General features: G+C 56.5%; 18 protein-coding genes and 1 pseudogene. 5 read left to right on the top strand and 14 right to left on the bottom strand.

From position 1 onward, the window contains the following. Positions 1 to 211 precede the first annotated feature (211 nt). The 6 genes from frdD to QWY20_RS18655 form a co-directional block, all read right to left on the bottom strand. Positions 212 to 598 carry a fumarate reductase subunit FrdD gene (frdD, locus tag QWY20_RS06590; RefSeq protein WP_330128236.1) on the bottom strand — a complete coding sequence of 129 codons (387 nt, stop codon included), beginning with the start codon at positions 596 to 598 and terminating at the stop codon, positions 212 to 214. Beyond that, a complete protein-coding gene (locus QWY20_RS06585; protein ID WP_330128235.1) occupies positions 585 to 986 on the bottom strand; it encodes a fumarate reductase subunit C in 402 nt (133 codons plus the stop codon). The genes frdD and QWY20_RS06585 overlap by 14 nt, the downstream gene beginning before the upstream one ends. Then, complete coding sequence (locus tag QWY20_RS06580) at positions 983 to 1,735, bottom strand: succinate dehydrogenase/fumarate reductase iron-sulfur subunit (protein ID WP_330128234.1); 753 nt, start codon at positions 1,733 to 1,735, stop codon at positions 983 to 985. The genes QWY20_RS06585 and QWY20_RS06580 overlap by 4 nt, the downstream gene beginning before the upstream one ends. Continuing rightward, the gene (gene frdA / locus QWY20_RS06575) at positions 1,735 to 3,537 is read right to left on the bottom strand and encodes a fumarate reductase (quinol) flavoprotein subunit (RefSeq protein ID WP_330128233.1); all 1,803 of its coding nucleotides are present in this window, start codon (positions 3,535 to 3,537) and stop codon (positions 1,735 to 1,737) included. The genes QWY20_RS06580 and frdA overlap by 1 nt, the downstream gene beginning before the upstream one ends. Then, positions 3,537 to 4,466, bottom strand: coding sequence for a prenyltransferase (locus tag QWY20_RS06570; RefSeq protein WP_330128232.1), 930 nt, complete (start codon positions 4,464 to 4,466; stop codon positions 3,537 to 3,539). Before QWY20_RS06570 ends, frdA begins: the two co-directional genes overlap by 1 nt. A 118-nt stretch (positions 4,467 to 4,584) precedes the next feature. After that, complete coding sequence (locus QWY20_RS18655; RefSeq protein WP_407935408.1) at positions 4,585 to 4,659, bottom strand: AgrD family cyclic lactone autoinducer peptide; 75 nt, start codon at positions 4,657 to 4,659, stop codon at positions 4,585 to 4,587. Here QWY20_RS18655 and QWY20_RS06565 point away from each other — a divergent pair. From QWY20_RS06565 to QWY20_RS06555, 3 genes and pseudogenes are all read left to right on the top strand, one after another. After that, positions 4,631 to 5,374, top strand: a complete 744-nt coding sequence (locus tag QWY20_RS06565; protein WP_330128231.1) for a ferredoxin--NADP reductase — start codon at positions 4,631 to 4,633, stop codon at positions 5,372 to 5,374. The two genes, QWY20_RS18655 and QWY20_RS06565, sit on opposite strands and share 29 nt — an antisense overlap. Positions 5,375 to 5,479: 105 nt before the next feature. Further along, on the top strand, positions 5,480 to 8,137 hold the full coding sequence (gene acnA, locus QWY20_RS06560; protein ID WP_330128230.1) for an aconitate hydratase AcnA: 2,658 nt from the start codon (positions 5,480 to 5,482) through the stop codon (positions 8,135 to 8,137). A 43-nt stretch (positions 8,138 to 8,180) separates the two neighbouring features. Then, positions 8,181 to 8,498 (top strand): annotated as a pseudogene (locus QWY20_RS06555) (CopG family antitoxin). A 16-nt stretch (positions 8,499 to 8,514) separates the two neighbouring features. On the opposite strand, the gene QWY20_RS06550 reads toward QWY20_RS06555, so the two are convergent. The 8 genes from QWY20_RS06550 to dksA form a co-directional block, all read right to left on the bottom strand. After that, positions 8,515 to 11,169 carry a DUF2339 domain-containing protein gene (locus tag QWY20_RS06550; RefSeq protein WP_330128229.1) on the bottom strand — a complete coding sequence of 885 codons (2,655 nt, stop codon included), beginning with the start codon at positions 11,167 to 11,169 and terminating at the stop codon, positions 8,515 to 8,517. Positions 11,170 to 11,244: 75 nt separating this feature from the next. Further along, positions 11,245 to 11,559 (bottom strand): divalent-cation tolerance protein CutA, encoded by a 315-nt coding sequence (gene cutA, locus QWY20_RS06545; protein WP_330128228.1) that lies wholly within the window; start codon positions 11,557 to 11,559, stop codon positions 11,245 to 11,247. After that, a complete protein-coding gene (gene panC / locus QWY20_RS06540) occupies positions 11,560 to 12,402 on the bottom strand; it encodes a pantoate--beta-alanine ligase (protein WP_330128227.1) in 843 nt (280 codons plus the stop codon). It lies immediately after the preceding gene. 3 nt (positions 12,403 to 12,405) lie between these two features. Further along, a complete protein-coding gene (gene panB, locus QWY20_RS06535; protein WP_330128226.1) occupies positions 12,406 to 13,200 on the bottom strand; it encodes a 3-methyl-2-oxobutanoate hydroxymethyltransferase in 795 nt (264 codons plus the stop codon). Between the two features lie 73 nt (positions 13,201 to 13,273). Next, on the bottom strand, positions 13,274 to 13,783 hold the full coding sequence (gene folK / locus QWY20_RS06530; protein WP_330128225.1) for a 2-amino-4-hydroxy-6-hydroxymethyldihydropteridine diphosphokinase: 510 nt from the start codon (positions 13,781 to 13,783) through the stop codon (positions 13,274 to 13,276). Then, positions 13,780 to 15,192, bottom strand: a complete 1,413-nt coding sequence (gene pcnB, locus QWY20_RS06525) for a polynucleotide adenylyltransferase PcnB (protein ID WP_330128224.1) — start codon at positions 15,190 to 15,192, stop codon at positions 13,780 to 13,782. Before pcnB ends, folK begins: the two co-directional genes overlap by 4 nt. Before the next feature lie 122 nt (positions 15,193 to 15,314). Continuing rightward, positions 15,315 to 16,208: a tRNA glutamyl-Q(34) synthetase GluQRS gene (gene gluQRS / locus QWY20_RS06520; protein WP_330128223.1), complete on the bottom strand. Its 894-nt coding sequence runs from the start codon at positions 16,206 to 16,208 to the stop codon at positions 15,315 to 15,317. A 1-nt stretch (position 16,209) separates the two neighbouring features. Then, the gene (dksA, locus tag QWY20_RS06515) at positions 16,210 to 16,659 is read right to left on the bottom strand and encodes an RNA polymerase-binding protein DksA (protein ID WP_330086687.1); all 450 of its coding nucleotides are present in this window, start codon (positions 16,657 to 16,659) and stop codon (positions 16,210 to 16,212) included. Between the two features lie 221 nt (positions 16,660 to 16,880). Between dksA and pepB the strand changes: the two genes are divergently transcribed. Beyond that, positions 16,881 to 18,176 carry an aminopeptidase PepB gene (pepB, locus tag QWY20_RS06510; RefSeq protein ID WP_330128222.1) on the top strand — a complete coding sequence of 432 codons (1,296 nt, stop codon included), beginning with the start codon at positions 16,881 to 16,883 and terminating at the stop codon, positions 18,174 to 18,176. Positions 18,177 to 18,255: 79 nt separating this feature from the next. Beyond that, positions 18,256 to 20,703: an ATP-dependent helicase HrpB gene (hrpB, locus tag QWY20_RS06505; RefSeq protein WP_330128221.1), complete on the top strand. Its 2,448-nt coding sequence runs from the start codon at positions 18,256 to 18,258 to the stop codon at positions 20,701 to 20,703. Positions 20,704 to 20,726: the final 23 nt, after the last annotated feature.

The raw sequence follows: 20,726 nt of genomic DNA, 5'->3' as shown, positions 1-20,726 counted from the left end.
CTGCTGACGACAGCGAACTGATAGCAGGCTTTATGCCATCCTGGAAAATAAGTTAGAAATCAATTGGTTGAGTTAATTATCTTTTCCTTTTCAATGCGAAGTGAGGTCGCAGTGTTGCACTTTAGCGACAGTAGCCAGTTCATATACGCTAAATCCAGTACAATCAACTGGTTATATTGTCGCTGATTGGCTACAGCCAGCTAGCAGCAGCTTAGCTGGCGGTTAGCCAAAGCCATAGGGCCACAGCACTCAGCAGTACAGCACTGCCATAACACAGCCATTTAGTCAGGCGGCCATGGGCCAGCTTCAGATCGTGCAGGCCATGGTGAATGCGGTGCATGGCATGAAACAGTGGTAGCACCAAGGCACCCAGCACCACCCCCAGCCCCAGCGGATGAAACACCAGCGCATGCAACCGCTGATAGTTGAGCTGCTCGGTACTGACCAGCCCAAGCGGGACGCCAAGCAGCACCAGCAAGGCGATGGCCGGGACCAGCACCGCCACGCAAACACCGCCGGCACTGAACAGCGACCACCAGATAGGCTCATCCGAGCGGCGTGGGGTTGTTTGAGGGGTGTCTTGATTATTGGTGCGCATCCAAACCTCCTAACAGCCACCACAGCGCCAGGAAAACCAGCAACACCCCGGCCCACTGGGCACTTACCATCAGCCAGGCGGGCAGGGTGCGGCTGCCAAGGCGCAGCGGCATCACTTGTGGAAAGAGCACAAAGAAAGTCCAGGCATGAAACAAGCTGGCCACAAGCGCCAGGCTATTCAGTGCAATGACCCAGGGCTGTTGCAACCAGCTAAGGTACTGCAGCCAGCTGCTTTCACCTTGCCCCAGTGCATAGAGGCCATACAGCAGGCTGGCGACAAAAAACAGCAGTGGCAGCACGGTGGCTTCGCGCAGCATGTAAAAGCGGTAGGCCGGATGCTTTAACCACCAGCTGGCAGGCATCGGTGGCTGATAGGGTTTTCGGCTCATTGGCTTTGCTCCTTGTTGCGTGGCTCCTTAGCCGGCTTGAACCACTGAATCACCCCGTCCAGCGTCGAGGCGATCTTGCCCTGATTCACGGCCGCAGCAGGATCTACGCCCTTAGGGCAAACGGTCGAGCAGTAACCAACAAAAGTACAGCCCCAGACGCCGTTGTCGCTGTTTAGCTGGGCCATGCGCTCAGCCTGGCCGCTATCGCGACTGTCCAGATTGTAGCGATGCGCCAGCGCAATGGCGGCCGGGCCCAAAAAATCCGGTTTTAAGCCAAACTGCGGGCAGGCAGCATAGCAAAGGCCACAGTTGATGCAGTTGGAAAACTGCTTATAGCGCGCCAGCTGGGCCGGTGTTTGCCGGTGGGGTTGGCCTTGTGGCGCTGCCTCGGCAATCAGGTAGGGCTTTATGGCGGTTAAATGTTCCAAAAAGCGCGACATGTCCACGATCAGATCTTTTTCCACCGGGAAATTACCCAGTGGAGCCAGTTGCAGGCCTTTGGGGTAATCGCGCAAAAAGGTTTTGCAGCCAAGCTTGGGTACGCCATTGACCATCACACCGCAGGAGCCACAAATCGCCATCCGGCACGACCAGCGGTAGCTTAAGCTGCTGTCCTGGCCGGCTTTGATTTGCTCCAGTGCATCCAGCACCGAGGTACTGTCGTCGTACTCGACACGAAAATCTTGCCAGTGGGGGGCGCTGTCCTGCTCTGGCTGGTAGCGTTGCAACCGGATCGCTAGGGTTGGCATTAGCAGCTCTCCTTGGGTGGCTTGTCAGTTTGTTGTTGACCGCCATAGCGGCGCTCAGCCGGTGGCGATAAACTGGTATCCACTGCCTGCCATTCGATGCTGGCTCCGGAGCCAGCTTGATAAAAGGCCAGACTGTGGCGCAGAAAGTCCTGATCGTTGCGGTTGGTAAGGCCTGGCTCCTGACGCTGATGGGCACCACGCGACTCTTTGCGCTCAAGAGCTGCCTGACACATAGCTTCGGCCACATCCAGCCCAAAACCAAGCTCAAGTGCATGCAGCAGCTCGGTATTAAAGGCTTTGCCGGTATCGCCAAGGCGCAATTGCTGGTAGCGGTGTTTTAGTTGGCCTAAGGTGGCGAGCGTTTGTTGCAAGCCAGCTTCGCTGCGATAGATGCCGCAGCCTTGCTCCATGCTTTCAGCCAGTTGCTGGCGCAGTTCGTGCCAGCGTTCGGTGCCGTTGCCGCTGTGCAGTCTTTTCAAGGGGCTAACAGCCTGTTCAGTCAGGTTGCTGATTAAGGCGTCTGTAGCTTCTGGATGCGACTCACTGGCAACACGGGCGGCTTCACGCCCTGCTACCTTGCCAAACACCAGCAGTTCGGTCAAAGAGTTGGAGCCCAGCCGGTTGGCGCCATGCAGCCCGACTGAGGCGCATTCGCCAACTGCATAAAGACCTGCAATGCTGGTAGCGCAATTCGCATCGGTTAAAATACCGCCCATGGTGTAATGCACCGCCGGGCGGATCGGAATAGGGCTTTTAACCGGATCGACATTGACATAGGCTTTGGCCAGCTCGCAGATAAAGGGTAGCCGTTCCAGCAGGTAGCGCTGGCCAAGATGACGCAGATCCAAATGCACCACTTCGCCTTGCGAGTGCGTGATGGTGCGGCCTTGTTGTTGCTCGTGCCAGAAGGCCTGAGATAATTTATCGCGCGGCCCCAGTTCCATGGTTTTATTCTGTGGCTTGCCTAGTGGCGTTTCCGGCCCCAGGCCATAATCCTGCAGATAGCGGTAGCCGTCTTTATTCAGCAGAATTCCGCCTTCGCCGCGGCAGGCTTCAGTGATTAAAATGCCGGAGCCCGGCAAGCCGGTTGGGTGGTACTGCACAAACTCCATATCGCGCAGTGCCACACCATGGCGGTAGGCCAGCGCCATGCCATCGCCGGTAACGATGCCGCCATTGGTATTAAACTGATAGACCCTGCCGGCACCGCCGGTGGCCAGGATCACGCTGGCAGCTTTAATTTGCACAAGCTCGCCGCTGGCAATCTCAATCGCCAGCACGCCATAGCAGCGCTGTTCATGCACCAACAAATCCAGCAGAAAGTACTCATCCAGCCGGTTAATTTGTGGGTACTTCAGCGAGGTTTGAAACAGGGTGTGCAGGATATGAAAGCCGGTTTTATCGGCGGCAAACCAGGTGCGCTCGGTTTTCATGCCGCCAAAGCGCCGCACCTGCACCTCACCGCTTTGTTGCCGGCTCCAGGGGCAACCCCAGTGCTCCAGCTGCACCAGCTCTCCAAAGGCGTGTTTGACAAAATAATCCACCACCCCTTGCTCGGCCAGCCAGTCGCTGCCAGCCACGGTATCGTCAAAGTGTGCTTGCAGGCTGTCGTGGCCCAGCGTTACCGCGGCAGCACCACCTTCGGCGGCTACGGTATGCGAGCGCATCGGGTACACCTTGGACAGCAGGGTCACCGACAGCTTGGGGTTGGCTTCGCTGGCAGCTATAGCACTGCGCAGGCCAGCACCACCGCCACCGACGACCAGCACATCGGTGCTGAGTGTTTTGACAATTTCAGGCATCAGGCTACCCCTTGCAGTTTCGCCAGCACCAGTCCCAGCAACACCAGAGCGGGCAGGGCATGGGTTAACAGCACATTGTGTCCGAGCGCGGCTGCCAGTTGGTCTTGGCCCTTGCTCTGGTTGCGGCTGCTTGCATTGATCGCATGCTGCAGCGATCGGATAACACGTACTGCCAATGGCAGCGATAGCAGGCCAAGTAAAGCGGCAGCTGGCAGCCAGTCTTGCCAGACGGCAGCACCCAGCAGCAGATAACAGGCCAGCAGTAAAGCACTGAACACCCAGGCTGCTTTAGCCGGTCCCAGCACAATGGGCAGATGACGGCGGCCAACCTGGCGATCGGCTTCGATATCCGGAAATTGATTTAGCAATAACAAGTTGCTAATCAGCAGTGCCAGCAAGGCTGATAAACTTAAGGCCAGCGCATCAGGCTTGCCGGTCAGCACCCAGTAAGCGCCGAGCGTCATCAGAGCACCAAAGCCAATTCCGGGTGCCAGCAGACAGAGCAGTGGTGATTTGTTGATGTACTCGGTGTAGCTGTAGATAAGCAAAACCCCAGGCAGACCTAACAGCAATAAGCGCCAGTCGATCAGCGCACTTAGCATAAGGCCAATGGCACTGACCAGCAGCAAGCTGCCAATCGCCAGCCAGAGCGCGAGTTGCGCTTGCTGTGGTGCGGCTACCAGAGTACCGCTGCCGCCACTAAAAGGTGTACGCCTGGTCAGAAAATCCAGCCCGGAGCGGAAATCAAAGTATTCATTAAAGGCATTCACGCTGATATGCGCTGCCAGTGCCATAAGCAGCACCAACAGCAGCAAGCCAATGGATAGGCTGCCCTGCTGATACCAGCTGCCAGCCGCAGCCAGTGCGATGCAAAGGACGGTCAGGGTTAAAAACGGTAAACGGGCAACACCAAACAAAATTTTAAGCACAGATCCCTCCTGAATGATTCTGCTAGAGTATAGCAAGGGATCTTGACGGCTCTTGATCCAGCCCAAGCTTCGGCGGATAAAATCCCTGGAGATGGAAATCGCTTAATAGTTGACTATTTTAGTCAGGTATTTTAGGCTGATACCAGAACGTACAGGAGGCATTGATGGCACAGTGGTTAGAGGCTGAAGTCACAGAAAATTACGCCTGGCATCCAGGCTTATGCAGCTTACGGGTGCAAGTGCCGGGGTTTGATTTCATCGCGGGCCAGTTTGTCCGGCTGGCGGTGGAAACGCCAGAAGGCCGGCTGCAACGTGCATATTCGCTGGTGAATGCCCCTGGCGATACTCAGCTGGACTTTCTACTGACACCAGTAGCCGATGGCAAGGTATCGCCACGGCTGCATGCACTGCAAGCTGGTGACCGGCTATGGGTCAGTCAGCCTGCGACCGGCTTTTTTACCCTGGATGAGGTGCCTGCAGGTGATACGCTCTGGCTGATTGCTACCGGCACCGGCATCGGGCCTTATTTGTCCATGCTGGCCACCAACGAGCCCTGGCAGCGCTTTGGACGCATCGTTTTGGTGCATGGTGTACGGCAGGTGCAAGACCTGGTGTACCGCGATCGTATCGCCAGTTGGCAGCAGCACTACTCCGACCAATTTCATTATCAGCCGGTGGTCACCCGGGAATCACACCCCGGTGCGCTGCAAGCGCGCTTACCGCAGTTGATTCAAAACCGGCAGTTGCAACAGGCTGCTGCCGCGCAATTTGATTTAACCAGCCAGGTGATGCTGTGCGGTAATCCGGAGATGATTAAAGCAGTACGGGCCGAGCTGGAAATCTTGGGCCTGCGCAAAAATCTGCGCCGTACGCCAGGTCATATTACGGTTGAACAATACTGGAACTGACCCCATGCTTTCCTACTGCAGTGAGAATTCTGTATGCAGCGGAGCCAAGCTGGCTGCCTGGCCGTCTGTCCGCTAAGCTGATGACAACAACGATGCAGGAGCACCATGATGACTTCAAAGAAAATCCACTGCGATGCCCGTCTTACCGTCGCAGGCAAAGAATACCGTTACTGCTCACTGGCTAAAGCCGCTGAAACCCTGGGGGATATCAGCCGGTTGCCTTTATCGTTGAAAGTTCTGCTGGAAAACCTGCTGCGCCATCAGGATGGGGTGACGGTGCAGTACGAGGATCTGACGGCGATGCCGGCCTGGCTACAGGATAAAAGCTCCAGCCGGGAAATTCAGTACCGGCCAGCCCGGGTATTGATGCAGGATTTCACCGGGGTGCCAGCGGTGGTGGATTTGGCTTCAATGCGCGATGCGGTGGCCAAAGCTGGCGGCGATCCGGAGCTGATCAATCCATTATCGGTGGTGGACCTGGTGATTGATCACTCGGTGATGGTGGACAAGTTCGCCAATGCGAACGCCTTTGCCGATAACGTGGCGCTGGAGGTCGAGCGCAACCGCGAGCGCTATGCCTTTTTACGCTGGGGCCAGAAAGCCTTTCGCAATTTCCGGGTGGTGCCGCCTGGCACCGGCATTTGCCACCAGGTCAATCTGGAATACCTGGCCAAAGTGGCCTGGACCGAAGATAAAGACGGCGACACCTGGGTCTACCCGGATACGCTGGTGGGTACCGACTCCCACACCACCATGATCAATGGCCTGGGCGTGCTGGGCTGGGGCGTGGGCGGCATTGAAGCCGAAGCGGCCATGCTGGGTCAGCCGGTGTCGATGCTGCTGCCGGAAGTGGTTGGTTTTAAACTCACTGGCAAGATGCCGGAAGGCAGCACTGCCACCGATCTGGTGCTCACCGTTACCCAGATGCTGCGGGCCAAGGGCGTGGTGGGGAAGTTTGTCGAATTCTATGGCGAGGGCTTGGCGCACTTGCCGCTGGCCGATCGCGCCACCATCGCCAATATGTCTCCGGAGTTTGGTGCCACCTGCGGGTTTTTCCCGGTGGATGAAGAAACGCTGAAATATCTGGAGCTGTCCGGCCGCTCCGAACAGCAGATTGATCTGGTAAAAGCCTACTGCCAGGCGCAGGGCTTGTGGCACGATGCCAGCAAGGAGCCGGTATTCAGTGCGGTGCTGGAGCTGGACCTGACCACGGTAAAACCTGCGCTGGCCGGGCCGAAGCGGCCGCAGGATAAAGTTGCCTTGCCTGATATCAAAGGGGTGATGCAACTGGAAATCGAGCAACTGAAGAACAAGCAGGCTGCGGTTGCCATAGACGGCATGGAGCATGCGCTGAAGCACGGTGATCTGGTGATTGCAGCCATCACCTCCTGCACCAATACCTCCAACCCCAGTGTGATGATGGCCGCTGGTTTGGTTGCCAAAAAAGCCATTGAGCAGGGGTTAAAGGTAAAACCCTGGGTGAAAACATCCTTAGCGCCGGGCTCCAAGGTGGTGACCGATTATCTCGATAAGGCTGGTTTAACCAAGTCGCTGGAGCAGTTGGGCTTTCATCTGGTCGGCTACGGCTGCACCACCTGCATCGGCAATTCCGGCCCCTTGCCGGATGCCATCAGCGATGCCGTCGATCAGGGCAATCTGACGGTGGCCTCGGTGCTGTCCGGCAACCGCAACTTTGAAGGCCGTATTCACCCGCAGGTCAAAGCCAACTGGCTGGGTTCACCGCCTTTGGTGGTGGCCTATGCGCTGGCTGGCACCATGCTGATTGATTTGGCGGAAGATCCGATTGGGCAGGGTAAAAATGGCCCGGTTTATTTAAAAGACATCTGGCCGAGCCAAAAAGAAATCGCCGCCGCTGTGGCACTGGTGGATGGCGCTATGTTCCGCAAACAATACGCCGATGTGTTTAGCGGAGATACTCATTGGAAAGAATTGCCGGTGACCGAGGATCGCACCTATCACTGGGATAACCGTTCAACTTACATCCAGCAGCCGCCTTTTTTTGCTGATTTTGGTGAAAAGGTGCAGATAGAGCCGATCACCGATGCTTACGTGCTGGCGCTCTTTGGCGACTCCATCACCACCGATCACATTTCCCCGGCCGGTGCTATCAAAGCCAGTTCACCGGCCGGCCGTTATCTGAGCGAGCAGGGGGTGGCTGAGGCGGATTTTAATTCCTACGGCTCGCGCCGCGGCAACCATGAGGTGATGATGCGCGGCACCTTTGCCAATATCCGCATCCGCAATCAGTTGCTGCCGGGTGTGGAAGGCGGCGAGACCAAACATTTTCCATCCGGCGAGCAGCTGGCAATTTACGATGCCGCCATGCGCTACCAACAGGACAAACAACCGTTGATTGTTCTTGCCGGCAAAGAATACGGCACCGGCTCCAGCCGCGACTGGGCGGCCAAAGGTACCCGTTTGCTCGGGGTAAAAGCCGTCATCGCCGAAAGTTTTGAGCGCATTCACCGCTCCAATCTGGTGGGCATGGGCGTACTGCCGCTACAGTTTAGCGACGGCGAAAATGTAGAGGTGTTGCAACTGACTGGCGAAGAGCGTTTCAGCCTGCCAGAGCTGGGCGACGATCTGACGGTTGGCCAGTTGCTCACAGTCGAAGCCAAACGGGCCGATGGCAAAGTAAAACGCTTTCAGGTTAAATGCCGCATCGACACCGACAACGAGCTGCAGTACTTCCGCAGCGGCGGCATTCTGCAGCATGTGCTGGAGCAACTGTTGCAAAGGTAGAGTACGGCTGCGGAAGTATCGCAGCCCTTGTAAGGAGGGCCAAATGAGCCACCTAAAACTGGATCAAGACGACGCCGAGCTGTTGCACGACCTTGAAAGTGACGACTTCAAGTCGGTTTTGACGCCCGAACGGTGAGCGGAATTGTCTGCTGCGGCAGAGCGTACGGTTCGAAAAGATAAGCGTATCAATATCCGTATTTCTGCCCGGGATTTAGAAGCGATTCAACGCAGGGCGTTGCAAGAAGGCATGCCTTATCAGACCCTGGTCGCCAGCGTACTTCATAAGTATGTCTCCGGTGGTCTAATCGATGTGGTTGCCAGCAAAGTGCGTGAATCGGCAGGCAAATACAGCAAAGATTAAATCCATCCCATTCCCGTTAGGGTTTAGCCTCGCTTTCGCCAAGCGCGGCGCTGCTGCGCTGAAACCACCAGCTAAGCAGCACCAGACTAAAGCCAAGACCAATAAAGGACAGGGCGCGCAGCACACCGGACAAACCCGCCAGATCGAACAGGAATACCTTCAGCGTCACCAGACTGAGCAGCACAAAGCCTGCTTTGCGGATCTGATGCCAGTGCTGGCGCTGGGCGCTAAGCACCATGGCAATGGCCAGCAGCAAATACACCAGAGAATAGCTAAAATGCTCGGCCATCGAGGTCGTCAGCTCAATGCCAATGCTGCCGTCTTGCCAGAAATGCCGGATGCTGGCGCTGATAAACAGCAGTGCAAAGCTGGTGGCCACCACCAGCATCAGCTTTCGCAGCTCGGCTGGAACAAGGTGGGCACCATGGAAGTACAGCAGCGCTGGTATGCCCCACAGCGGCAACAACTGATTCCATAGCGGCCAGTCACCTAAAGCAGCATTGGTGGCAAAGGGGTTGGCGTCGAAACTCAGATAACCATGCAGCAGGGCGGCAGCGGCCAATAACACGATGGCGGCCACTTTGTACAGCTGTTGCAAGGAACCAGCCAGAGCACTGCGCCACAAATAAAGATTGGCCAACAGCAACCAGTTGCAGGCATGCACCGCCAAAGTCAGGGGGGATAGCTTATCAGGTTCGAACAACACATAAAGCGGTGAGCCTGCAGCCAGCCAGTACTGGGTTTGCACCGTCACAAAGAGCACCAGTACATGCAGGCAGGCCCCTTCCAGCCAGGGTGCCAATTCGTTGTTTTGCCAGAGTATGCGCGCTACAACAAAGCACATCAGCACCACCGGGTAAAGCACAAAGGACCAGTGCAATCCCAGCAGGGTCAGTTGCTGATAGCTATCGAGCACGGCGGCGCCGGTCAGTCGCAGCAGCAGCAGACCAACCAGCAGTTTGATCAGCCAAAGCGGTAATGGCAATTGCTGCTTGCGACTGAGCAGAGTGATCAGCACCAGCTGCACTGCGATGGCGATGGTGAGCGCGGCTGTGCTGAGCAGCAACACCAAACAGAAGGTCAGCGCAAAGTTGGCACCGGCGCTGTGGATAAAAGCCCGCAGCGGCAGGTTGCTGCGACGGCTAAGCACAGTTTGCACAATGCTCAGCAAAGCTGCATACCCCAGCCACAGCGGTTGCAGCTGAGCCTGTACCTCAGGGGCAGCAACAGCATAACTGATACCCAGCATCAGCACGGGCGCCACGGCCAGCACACTGTGCCAGTGCAGACGATCTGCGCACAGGCTGCCACCCAGCAAGGGGATGATGCTAAACCACACCACTAAGATCTGTGCTGGCAGCAGCTCCGGGCTTAGCAGCAGCGGCAGGGTGGTATCCATCAGCGCATGCACCGGCTGGCGCAGCAGATAGCCTGATGCCAGCAGCAGTGTACTCCACAGCCAAAAGTCCGTCCGGCTATGGCTAAAGGCGGCGGCAGACAACAGCAGCATCAGTAGCAACATGGCACTGAAATTCACCGCTGCCGGGGTCAATAACAGCACCAACAGTGCCAACAGCAGTAAAAGGCCGCCCAACACATCTTCACGGCGCAGTGGCAGCCACTGCGCTAAAGGCAGGTGAGCCAGTTGCAGGGTGCGAGTGCGATACCCCAGTTGCGGCCACCATACCAGCAGTGCAAAGCTGAGCCCCAGTACCAGCCAGCTGAACCAGAGGGTACTGCTGGTGGCCGCAACAAAGCTAACCGCCAGCCAAAAGCCATGCCCTGCCATCGGCAAATACCAGAGCCAGGGGCGCTTTACCCGCTGTTCTACCAGCACGGATGAAACGGTGACCAGGGCAATGTAGAGCAGCAGGGCAATGGTATTGCCGGAGTCCTGTGCGACCAGAGCGGGTACTGCGTAGGCACCGACAATGCCAAGTACTGCCAACACTGGTCCCTGGCGCAGCGCAAACCAGCTGGCAGCCAGCGCCACCCCGGCCAGCAGGACAAACGCCAGCCACAGCGGCAGTAAGTGATAATACTGCGCCGCCGTTAAAATGCTGGCGTACAACGTAATAAAACCAGCACCAGCCAACGCGGCCGGCGCATAGTGCTGCAGACTGGAACGCCTCTGGTCTTGCTGGTGCAGCCATTCACTGAATGCAATCAGGGCAAAGCCAAGCAAGGCCGCGGCAATTAAACGCAGTTCTGCGGTAAACCAGCCGGCATCGAGCGAATGGCGCACCAGAAAAACACCACCCAGCGCCATGGCAATACCACCCAGCCAGACCATACCGCGCTGAATCAATTGCTGCTCCAGCCAGTTCAAACCATTCGCCAGCCATGGGGTATTGCCTGACGTTGGCGTAGCGCTGGCAGCTTTTGTGATTGTGGGGTTGACCGTTGTGCTGATCGCAGCTTGGGTAGCAGCAGCTTCGGCTGCTGACGAAGCTTGTTGGATGGAGGTGCTGTGAGCACTTGGCTCAGGTTGGGACGATGGTGCTGCAGCTGGAGTAGCGGATGGAGCTTGCCCGCTGGCTGGCTGGTTTCTGAGTTGCTGTATTAACTGCTGCAGCTGCCGGCGAACCGTTTGCAACTGAATAAAAGCCACCCAGCCAAAGACCGAGCCCGCCAACAGCCCCAAGGATAACAGCACCAACAACAATTCCATCGACAACCATCCAGTGGTAACAATTTTGTCAATGGCTCAGCATAAGTAGATTTGGAGCAGGGTGCAATTGGAAACTTAGCGGCAGCTATCTTTTACCCACTGCAGGTAATCGGCAAAGCCAGCTTCGATTGGCAGCTGGATAATCTCCGGAGTGTCGTAGCTGTGCAGCTTACGGATTTCGGCTTCCAGCGCCGGGTAGCAGTGGGCAGTGGTTTTGATCAGCAACAGGATTTCGCTGCTTTGCTCCAGCTTGCCTTGCCAGACATAGTGACTGCTGACGGCTTGCTGCTGAATGCAGGCAGCAAGCCGTTGCTGCAGCAGTGCTGCGGTGATTTGATCGGCTTCCAGCTGATTGGGGCAGGTGGTCATCACCAGGCAGAACTCAGCCACTTACACCTCCAGATTGTCCAGCAGTTTGGTTTTGCCAAGCCAGGCGGCGGCTAGGATCACCAGGGGTTGCTGCCGGTGCTCAGCTGGTAATAAGCTGCTGCGATCGCTGATGGTCAGGTAGTCCGGTTTAAAACCGGTGGCTTCGAGCTGGGCTTTGGCAGCAGCTTCAATGCTGCGAAAATCCGCATCGGTCGTTTTGATTTGAGTTGCCACCTGCTGCAGCACCTGTTGCAACCTTGGTGCCTTGGCGCGCTGCTCTGCGCTTAGATAGCCATTGCGCGAGCTCAGTGCCAAACCATCGGCTGCGCGTTCGGTCGGTACACCAATAATCTTGATAGGAAAGGACAAATCTTCAACCATCTGACGTATAATCGCCAGTTGCTGGTAATCTTTTTGCCCAAAGCAGGCGATATCCGGTTGTACCAGATTAAACAGCTTGCAGACCACAGTGGATACGCCGCGAAAATGGCCGGGCCGGCTGGCACCGCAGTGGTGATCGCCCAGTTTGGGGACTTCAACAAAGGTTTGCTCGCTTAAACCGCGCGGGTAAATAAGCTCCGGCGTCGGGGTAAAGACTGCATCGGTCTGCAGCTGTTGCAGTGCCTGGCAGTCGTCGTCCAGCGTACGCGGGTAGCTGTCCAGATCTTCATTGGCACCAAACTGCATCGGATTGACGAAAATACTCACGATGACCCGCTCAGCATGCTGTTTCGCCACTTCGACCAGGCGCAAATGGCCCTGATGGAGGTTGCCCATGGTGGGGACAAAGGCGATGCGCTCGCCAGCCTTACGCCAGCTGGCAATCTCAGCCCGCAGGCTGTCGATGGTGGTTAGGATCTTCATAGTTTATTGAAAAGTATGCTCGGCAGCCGGGAAGCTCTGGCTTTTCACATCGGCCACGTACTGGCGGATGGCCGAGCGGATTTCACCGGTTTGCTGCAAAAAATTTTTCGAAAATTTTGGAATATAGCCACTGCTGATACCAAGTAAGTCGTGCATCACCAGCACCTGACCATCGGTACCGGAGCCTGCACCAATGCCAATCACCGGAATACTGAGCGCTGCGGTAATGCGATTGGCCAGCTCGACCGGGATGCATTCAAGGACCAGCAACTGAGCTCCGGCGTCTTGCAGTGCTTTGGCCTGGCGCAGCATGGCATCGGCTTGCTCGTTGCTGCGGCCTTGCACCTTGTAGCCACCGAATAAGTGCACCGATTGTGGGGTTAAACCCAAATGGCCACAGACCGGTACACCGCGCTCGGTCAATGCTTTGACGGTAGGCAGTAAGAAGTCACCGCCTTCGAGTTTGACCATATTGGCACCGGCCTGCATCAGCGGGGTGACAGAGGCAAAGGCCTGTTCGGTGCTGGCGTAACTCATAAAAGGCAGATCGGCAATCACAAAGGCATCGGGCGCACCAGCGCGTACGCAGCGGGTGTGGTAAGCGATGTCCTGCACGGTCACAGGCAGGGTATCGCCATGGCCTTGCAACACCATGCCCAGTGAGTCACCAATCAGCAATACCTCAACGCCTTCATCGGCAAACAGCTTGGCAAAGCTGGCATCGTAGGCGGTTAAAGAAGTGATTTTATCGCCCTGCTGTTTCATTTTTTGCAGCACGGCGGTGGTAATTTTAGCCATTTATCTGCTCAGACCTCTTTCAATCAATTCGCTGCGCACCTTGTCATAAAGCGGGGTGCGCTGCAAGTTTGTTTTAACAGGGTGCCTGGGCCACCACCGTTAAGCCACAGCGCGGTACCTGCTGGCACAAGCCGTGAATGCTGCGGCCATCCGGTAACTGCAAGTCGGCGGCTATCTCCTGCAAAGGGTAGAGCACAAACTCGCGTTCGGCCAGGCCGTAATGGGGTACCGTCAGACGTTCGCATTGCAATTGTTCATTGCCATAGAGTAACAGATCCAGGTCCAGCGTGCGGGGCCCCCAGCGCTCGTCTTTGCGCACCCGGCCTTGCTGCTGTTCAATCTGCTGCAAGGCATCCAGCAGTTGCAGTGGGGGCAGCTCCGTATAGAGTTCAGCCACCGCATTGACATAATCGGGCTGATCCTGCGGCCCCATCGGTTTGGAACCATAGAGCGAGGATACCCGGCCAAGGGTACTGCCCGGCACGCCAGCCAGCGCGCTGATGGCCGCACGCAACTGACCCATGGGGTTGTTAAGATTAGCACCCAGACCAATAAAGCAGCGCTGCTTGCTCAAAGCGTTCATGGCTTTGGCTGACTGCTGCGCTTGCGTTTGTAATTGCGACGGCGCCGCGGTTTACTCTCGCCAGAAGCGGGACCGGCTTGTTGCAGCATCTGCTGCTGGCCGCTTTCGTTCTCCTGCTGAAAGCGTTGCCACCAGTCGGCATGTTGTTGCAGGTCGCCGCCTTCGGCCTTGGCCCGCAGCAGCAGGAAATCGTAACCGGCACGGAATTTTGGCAATTGCAATAAAGTCAGTGCCCGCTTGCCGCGACTGCGGGCCAAGCGGCTTTGTAGCGACCAGATATCCCGGGTCACCAGGCTAAAGCGTTTAGGCAGCGCAATGCGTTGCTGCAAGTCACTTAAGATCTCCGCCATGGCAATATTAAGTGCATCCACCGGCGGCAGGCCGCTTTCCAGTTGCAAGGTTTGACTGCGGATCTCGACCGGATACCACAAGAAGGCGGCAAATAAGAACGCCGGGGTCACCGGTTTATCATCGGCCACCCGTTGATCGGTATCCTGCAGCGCCTGGCTAACCAACTGGAAGACTTTGCCTTCTGGCTCCTGGGCAATGGCTTTGTGCAAGGATGGCAACAGCTGCTTGATGATGCCGTATTGCTTCATCAGCATAAAGTTGTCGAAGGCTTTGCCGGCCATAAACAGCTTCAGGAACTCTTCAAACAAGCGGGCCGGAGGTATGCTTTTGAGCAAGGATGCCAGCTGGGGGATAGGCGCGGCAGTCGCTGGCGCTATCTGCATATTCAGCTTGGTGGCAAAACGGATGGCGCGCAGGATCCGTACCGGATCTTCCCGGTAACGGGTTTCAGGGTCACCAATCAGCTCAATTTTCCGTTCGGCAATGGCCTCAATGCCATTGGCGAAATCCAGCACTTCAAAGTGGTTGATCGAGTAGTACAGCGCATTGATGGTGAAATCGCGGCGCTCGGCATCTTCTTCGATGGTGCCGTACACGTTATCACGCAGGATCAAACCTTCTTCGCTGGCTTTGGACAGCTGGTGCTGGCCTTCTTCATTTTCATCCGGTTGACTGTGATGGCCACGGAAGGTCGCAACTTCAATCACCTCGCGGCCAAACAAGACATGCGCCAGTCGGAAACGCCGGCCAATTAAGCGACAATTACGAAACACCTGCCGGACTTCTTCCGGTTTGGCATTGGTGGCTACATCAAAATCTTTGGGTTCCAGCCCCAGCATCAAGTCGCGAATGCAACCACCGACCAAATAGGCTTCAAAGCCGGCATCTTTTAAGCGGTACAATACTTTCAGCGCGTTGGGGCTGATTTGCTTGCGGGAAATCGGGTGTTGGTCGCGGCTAAGCCGCTTAAGCGGAGGTAAGGCGCTATGGGTGACCAAAGCGGCTTGTTTTTCAGCTTTTGTGCCTTTGCGCAGGTTGCGTCGGCAGAAATCGAGCACACGGGAAATAATGGCAAGCTCCTGAGTCGTGTTAAAGGCTGTCTTGGCAGCAATAGGGTCATTTAGGCTGTTATTTTACCGCATTTTTTTCCAAACCGTGCAATAAAAACGCACCAACCCCATCAATTGAGCAGGATTTCTGTCTGTTTGGGCACCTGTTCCAGGCACCAGTGACTGACGGCAAAGGCAATCAGCTCAGAGACGGAAGCCGATTGCAGTTCAGTGGGTGTCGCCTGCCCCAGGTACTGCAGGGCCTGCAGCAATAAGGGCACCGCCTGGCTGGCATCCAGTGCCGGCGCATGATTTTGCTTACTGAGTTTCTGGCCAGGGCTGCTACTAGCCAGTGGAATATGGCCATAAACGGGCGCTGCTGCGCCAAGCTGGGCAAACAACTGTTGCTGGCGCGTGGTCATGTTGAGTAAATCAGCACCACGGATCACTTCCGTCACGCCCTGATCCATATCATCGACCACCACCACCAACTGATAGGCAAAGATGCTATCACGGCGTTTGATGATGTAGTCTTCCTGGCAAAAATCCGGTTCCAGTTGCTGCTTACCCAGTATCAGATCGTCAAACTCAGTCGCGACAGAGGAGCCGCACAAGCGCCAGGCCAGTGGTTTCGGATGCTTGGGGCTGAGTTGGCGCTGGCGGCAATGGCCATTGTAGAGGCCACCCATGGCAGCAATGGCCTTGCGTGGACAATCACAGCCATAGAGCAAACCCTGCTGGTACAGCTGGTCGAAAATGGCCTGATAACGGGCTTTGCGCTGGCTTTGGTACCAGATAGTGCCATCCCACAGCAAACCAAATTGCTCCAGACTGCGCAAAATGCTGTCAGCGGCACCAGCCTGGCTGCGGGGCTCATCAATATCTTCAATCCGAACCAACCACCGACCCTGGCTGGATTTAACCTGCAGGTAGCTGGCAAGGGCTGCCACCAGTGAACCGAAATGCAGTGGGCCGGACGGGGATGGAGCAAACCGGCCCACAGGGGGAGAGGCAAGCGTTGGCATCTTAGCCGCCGAGTTGCTTTTCCTTGATTTCTGCTAAGGTTTTGCAATCGATGCACATATCAGCGGTTGGGCGCGCTTCCAGCCGTTTGATACCGATTTCGATACCGCAAGTGTCGCAGTAGCCAAAATCGTCGTCTTCGATTTTTTGCAGTGTTTTTTCAATCTTCTTCAGCAGCTTCCGCTCACGATCCCGGGCGCGCAGCTCCAGACTGAACTCTTCTTCCTGAGCAGCACGGTCGACCGGATCCGGAAAGTTAGCGGCTTCGTCGGCCATGTGGGTCTTGGTACGATCCACTTCTTCGCGCAACTGCTGACGCCAGGCATCCAGAATTTTCCGAAAATGCTCCCGTTGCTTGGAGTTCATGTACTCTTCGCCCACAGCCTCCTGATAAGGCTCCACTCCGGCTAAGGCGAGCAGCCCCAACGGTTTGTTTGCTTTGCCCTCTGGCATAGTCATCTCCTGTACAATACAGCCAAGCAAAAATGGCGGATATTCATAACAGAATATCAGGCACATCGCAAATTAAAGACGCAGAAGTATACAGAGTGAACATCCGCCCGTCATCTGTTTTCGTCGGCTAAACTGGACCGATGTTGAGGGATCTGACTTTTGGTCGCAGCATGGTACAATCCTGCTTACTTTATCCATTCAGCTGATACAGGATAGTTTTTATGACGGATATGATTCGTGTTTCGTTGCAACCCGATGCCGCTGCAGAAAAGTGGGGCAAAAAAGTTAGCCTGACGCCAACGGCTGAAGGTTTTCAAATTCATCTGGATGCCAAATTCCCGGCCCGAAGCATTCAAAAAGCCGCCCGCCAGCTCGATAGCCTGGGCATTGAACAGGTAGAGCTAAGCGGTGAGGGCTGGACACTGGAGCTGCAGTGGGCCTTTTATCTGGGGTTTACCTCGGCAAAAAAATTGGCCGGCGTGCAATGGCTGGGGGAAGACGCCACTCAATTGCAGCAACTGGCCAGTTGTTTTGGCTGGGCTCGTCAGGTCACCAATCAAACACCGGAGCAATTATCGCCCGAAGCCCTGGCCAATGAAGCCATTGCATTTTTAACGCCGTTGGCTCCGGATGCCATCAGCCATCGCATTATTCGCGGCGATGAGTTGCTGGCTGAAGGCTGGGTTGGTATCCATGGCGTTGGCCGTGGCAGTGAGCGACCGCCGGTGATGCTGGTACTGGATTACAATCCGACCGGCAAGGTCGATGCACCTGTTGATGCTGTGCTGGTCGGCAAAGGCATTACCTTTGACAGTGGTGGTTATTCCATCAAACCCAGTGAGTCGATGTCTTATATGAAGTGCGATATGGGCGGGGCGGCCACGGTCGCGGCGGCGCTCGGCCTGGCGATTCAAAAGGGCTTGTCGCGCCGGGTGCAGCTGGTGCTGTGCTGCGCGGAAAATCTGATCAGCGGCCATGCTTACAAACTGGGCGATATTCTGACCTATAAAAATGGCACCACGGTGGAAATTCTGAACACCGATGCCGAAGGTCGTCTGGTGCTGGCCGATGGCCTCTTGTATGCCTCTGAGACCGGTGCTCCTTTGATTATTGATGCCGCTACCTTGACCGGAGCCGCTATGGTGGCGCTCGGCAATGACTACAATGCACTTTTTGCCCTCGATACTGCTCTGCAGCAGCGAGCGCTTGGTTATGCGGAACAGGTGCAAGAGCCTACCTGGCCTTTGCCACTGGCTCCCTGGCATCAGGGGCAGTGCCCGTCGCCTTATGCCGATACTGCCAACAGCCGGCCGGTGAAAGGCGGTGGCACTGGTGGTGCCAGCAATGCTGCCGGCTTTTTAAGCCGTTTTGTACCCGAAGGGGGCAAAGGCTGGTTGCACTTTGATTTAGCCGCTGCCTTTAACAGCAGCAATACCGGCCTGTGGGCTGCCGGTGCCACCGGCATGGGGATCCGCGCCATTGCAGAAACCCTACGCCAGGAAGCCGGTAAAGCCTGAGTGCTGTCAGCCAGCACTTAAACATGTCCCTGTCACAGCGAGTGGCAGGGACCCTAACCCCGATGAGATCCGAACTGCGATGGAACTCCCTGTTGCTGCCATAGCCGGTGAACTTGTGACTGCACTGCGTCAGCAGCAGCGGGTGATCCTGTCGGCGCCGCCGGGGGCCGGCAAGTCTACCTGGTTACCGCTTTATCTGTTGCAGCAGCCTGAGTTTAGCGGTAAGCACATTTTGTTGCTGGAGCCACGGCGGCTGGCTGCGAAAAGTATTGCCAGTTACATGGCATCGCAACTGGGCGAAGCCGTTGGCCAAACCGTCGGTTATCAGGTTCGGTTGGAGCGCAAAAGCAGTGCCGCCACCCGCTTATTGATCGTGACCGAAGGTCTGCTGACCCGCTTTATTCAACAGGATCCTGAGCTAACCGCCTGGGATTTGGTCATTTTTGATGAATTTCATGAACGCTCCTTGCAGGCCGATCTGGCGCTGGCGCTCAGCCTGGAAGCGCAGCAACTGCGTGAGGATCTAAAGCTGTTAATCATGTCAGCCACGCTGGATACCGGGCAGTTGGCCAAAGCACTGAATGCGCCCGTGCTACAAAGTGACGGCCGCAGTTATCCGGTCAGCATCCGCTACCAGACCCCGGATCGCCAGCCTATCTGGCAGCAACTGGCCCGGCTTTGCTTTCAATTGCTGCAGCAGGAGGAAGGAAACTTGTTGGCATTTTTACCAGGCCAAGCCGAGATCCGGTTAGCGCATGACTGGTTGCTGCAGCAAGGCCTACCAGATTCAGTGCAGGTTCACCCATTGCTTGGCAGTTTAACGCTGCAACAGCAGCAGGCGGCTATTGCCGCTTGCCCGCAAGGTCAGCGCAAAGTGGTGCTGGCCACCAATGTCGCGGAAACCAGTTTAACCATCGATGGCATTCGCTTGGTGGTGGACAGTGGCCTGTACCGCAAAGTGCGCTTTTATCCGAAACATGGGGTGATGAAACTGGAAACCGCAGCCATCAGCAAAGCCTCGGCCATTCAGCGGGCCGGGCGGGCCGGGCGATTATCGCCTGGCCTTTGCGTGCGGCTGGATAGCGAGAGCCAGTGGCAGCGCCGCGCCAGTTTTACCCCGCCGGATATACTGGAAGCCGAGTTGACAGCATTGCGGCTGGAGCTGGCCGGTTGGGGCGTCCAAGCCGATGAGTTATTTTGGCTGGACCCGCCGCCTAAGGCGCATCTGGCAGTGGCTGAGGCCTTATTGCAGCAACTGGGCGCTTTATCAGCCGCTCTTAAAATCACGCCACTGGGACAGCGTATGCTTAGCCTCGGCACCGAGCCACGGCTGGCGGCCATGTTGTGCCGGGCCGAAGAACTGGAGCAACAAGGTGAGCAGGGCGCACTCTGGCTGGCGGCGCTACTCGCGGTGTTGCTGGAGCAAAGCCGGGACGATAGCCCGCTATGGGGGCAGTTGCAGCAGTTGCAACAGCTAAAGAACTCAGTGACTTATCAGCAGGCAGAGCAGTGGTGCCGCCAGCTTAAAGGTCAGCCTGGCGGCGCTCTGCCCCAGGACTTACTGGTGCCGTTGTTGTGCTTTGCCTATCCGGATCGGGTGGCGGTCAAGCGCGGTAAAGGCTATTTGCTGGCCAATGGCGCCGGGGCGGTGCTGCCGCCTGAGCATGCATTGGCCACAGAGCCTTTGCTGCTGGTGGCCAGTCTGCAGCTTACCAGCCAGGGCCTGCTTATTCGCCAGGCAGAGCGCTTGTCTCTGCAGACATTGCAGCAGTACTTTGCTGATGAGTTAAGCTGGCAGTTGCACAGTGCCTTTGATGCGCAAAGTGGTCGCTTTATCAGCGAGCAGCAACGACGTTTTGGTGCCTGCATTTTAGAGCGCAAACCAGCGCCGCAGGCACTGAGCAGCGAGCAGCGACGTGAGGCCTGGCTGGATTACATCAAACAGCGTGGTTTAGCGGTTTTGCCCTGGAGTGCTGCCAGTGAGCAATGGCTGGCTCGGCTTCGTCTTTGGCAGCAACTGGCCCCCGAGCATGGCGCGCCGGGCTGGCAACCGGATGAGTTGCTGGCAAGCCTGGATGATTGGCTGGGGCCCTGGCTGCAAGATTGTCAGAGCCTGCAGCAGCTTAAGCAGTTGCCACTGCTGCAAGCACTGCAAAGCCGGTTGGATTACTCAGCACAACAGCAATTGGCCAGTTTGTTGCCAACCCATTGGCAGGCACCGACCGGCAGTCGCCTGGCGATTGATTATCTGGCCGATGGTGGACCTTTGGTTGCTGTGCGCATGCAGGAGGTCTTTGGTCAGTTGCAAACGCCGGTACTGGCCAATGGCAAGCTGCCACTGACACTGGAGTTATTATCCCCAGCGCGCCGGCCATTGCAGCGTACGGCTGATTTGGCCAGCTTTTGGCAAAATGCGTATCGGGAAGTACGTAAAGAAATGAAAGGGCGCTATCCAAAACACTACTGGCCGGAGGATCCGGCGCAAGCGATGCCCACCACCAGAACCACCAAAGCGATGAGTTTATGACGCGGCCAAGTCCAAAAAAATCT

The organism is Alkalimonas cellulosilytica (genome assembly GCF_036325985.1).
Taxonomy (GTDB): domain Bacteria; phylum Pseudomonadota; class Gammaproteobacteria; order Enterobacterales; family Alteromonadaceae; genus Alkalimonas; species Alkalimonas cellulosilytica.
The sequence above is the reverse complement of the archived record's forward strand: the minus strand, read 5'-3'. Positions and strand labels throughout refer to the sequence as shown.

Excerpts from the sequence above, each read along its gene's own strand:
- frdD (WP_330128236.1), bottom strand. The coding sequence starts at position 598 with ATGCGCACCAATAATCAAGACACCCCTCAAACAACCCCACGCCGCTCG.
- QWY20_RS06585 (WP_330128235.1), bottom strand. The coding sequence starts at position 986 with ATGAGCCGAAAACCCTATCAGCCACCGATGCCTGCCAGCTGGTGGTTA.
- QWY20_RS06580 (WP_330128234.1), bottom strand. The coding sequence starts at position 1,735 with ATGCCAACCCTAGCGATCCGGTTGCAACGCTACCAGCCAGAGCAGGAC.
- frdA (WP_330128233.1), bottom strand. The coding sequence starts at position 3,537 with ATGCCTGAAATTGTCAAAACACTCAGCACCGATGTGCTGGTCGTCGGT.
- QWY20_RS06565 (WP_330128231.1), top strand. The coding sequence starts at position 4,631 with ATGGCACAGTGGTTAGAGGCTGAAGTCACAGAAAATTACGCCTGGCAT.
- acnA (WP_330128230.1), top strand. The coding sequence starts at position 5,480 with ATGATGACTTCAAAGAAAATCCACTGCGATGCCCGTCTTACCGTCGCA.
- QWY20_RS06550 (WP_330128229.1), bottom strand. The coding sequence starts at position 11,169 with ATGGAATTGTTGTTGGTGCTGTTATCCTTGGGGCTGTTGGCGGGCTCG.
- panC (WP_330128227.1), bottom strand. The coding sequence starts at position 12,402 with ATGAAGATCCTAACCACCATCGACAGCCTGCGGGCTGAGATTGCCAGC.
- panB (WP_330128226.1), bottom strand. The coding sequence starts at position 13,200 with ATGGCTAAAATTACCACCGCCGTGCTGCAAAAAATGAAACAGCAGGGC.
- folK (WP_330128225.1), bottom strand. The coding sequence starts at position 13,783 with ATGAACGCTTTGAGCAAGCAGCGCTGCTTTATTGGTCTGGGTGCTAAT.
- gluQRS (WP_330128223.1), bottom strand. The coding sequence starts at position 16,208 with ATGCCAACGCTTGCCTCTCCCCCTGTGGGCCGGTTTGCTCCATCCCCG.
- dksA (WP_330086687.1), bottom strand. The coding sequence starts at position 16,659 with ATGCCAGAGGGCAAAGCAAACAAACCGTTGGGGCTGCTCGCCTTAGCC.
- pepB (WP_330128222.1), top strand. The coding sequence starts at position 16,881 with ATGACGGATATGATTCGTGTTTCGTTGCAACCCGATGCCGCTGCAGAA.
- hrpB (WP_330128221.1), top strand. The coding sequence starts at position 18,256 with ATGGAACTCCCTGTTGCTGCCATAGCCGGTGAACTTGTGACTGCACTG.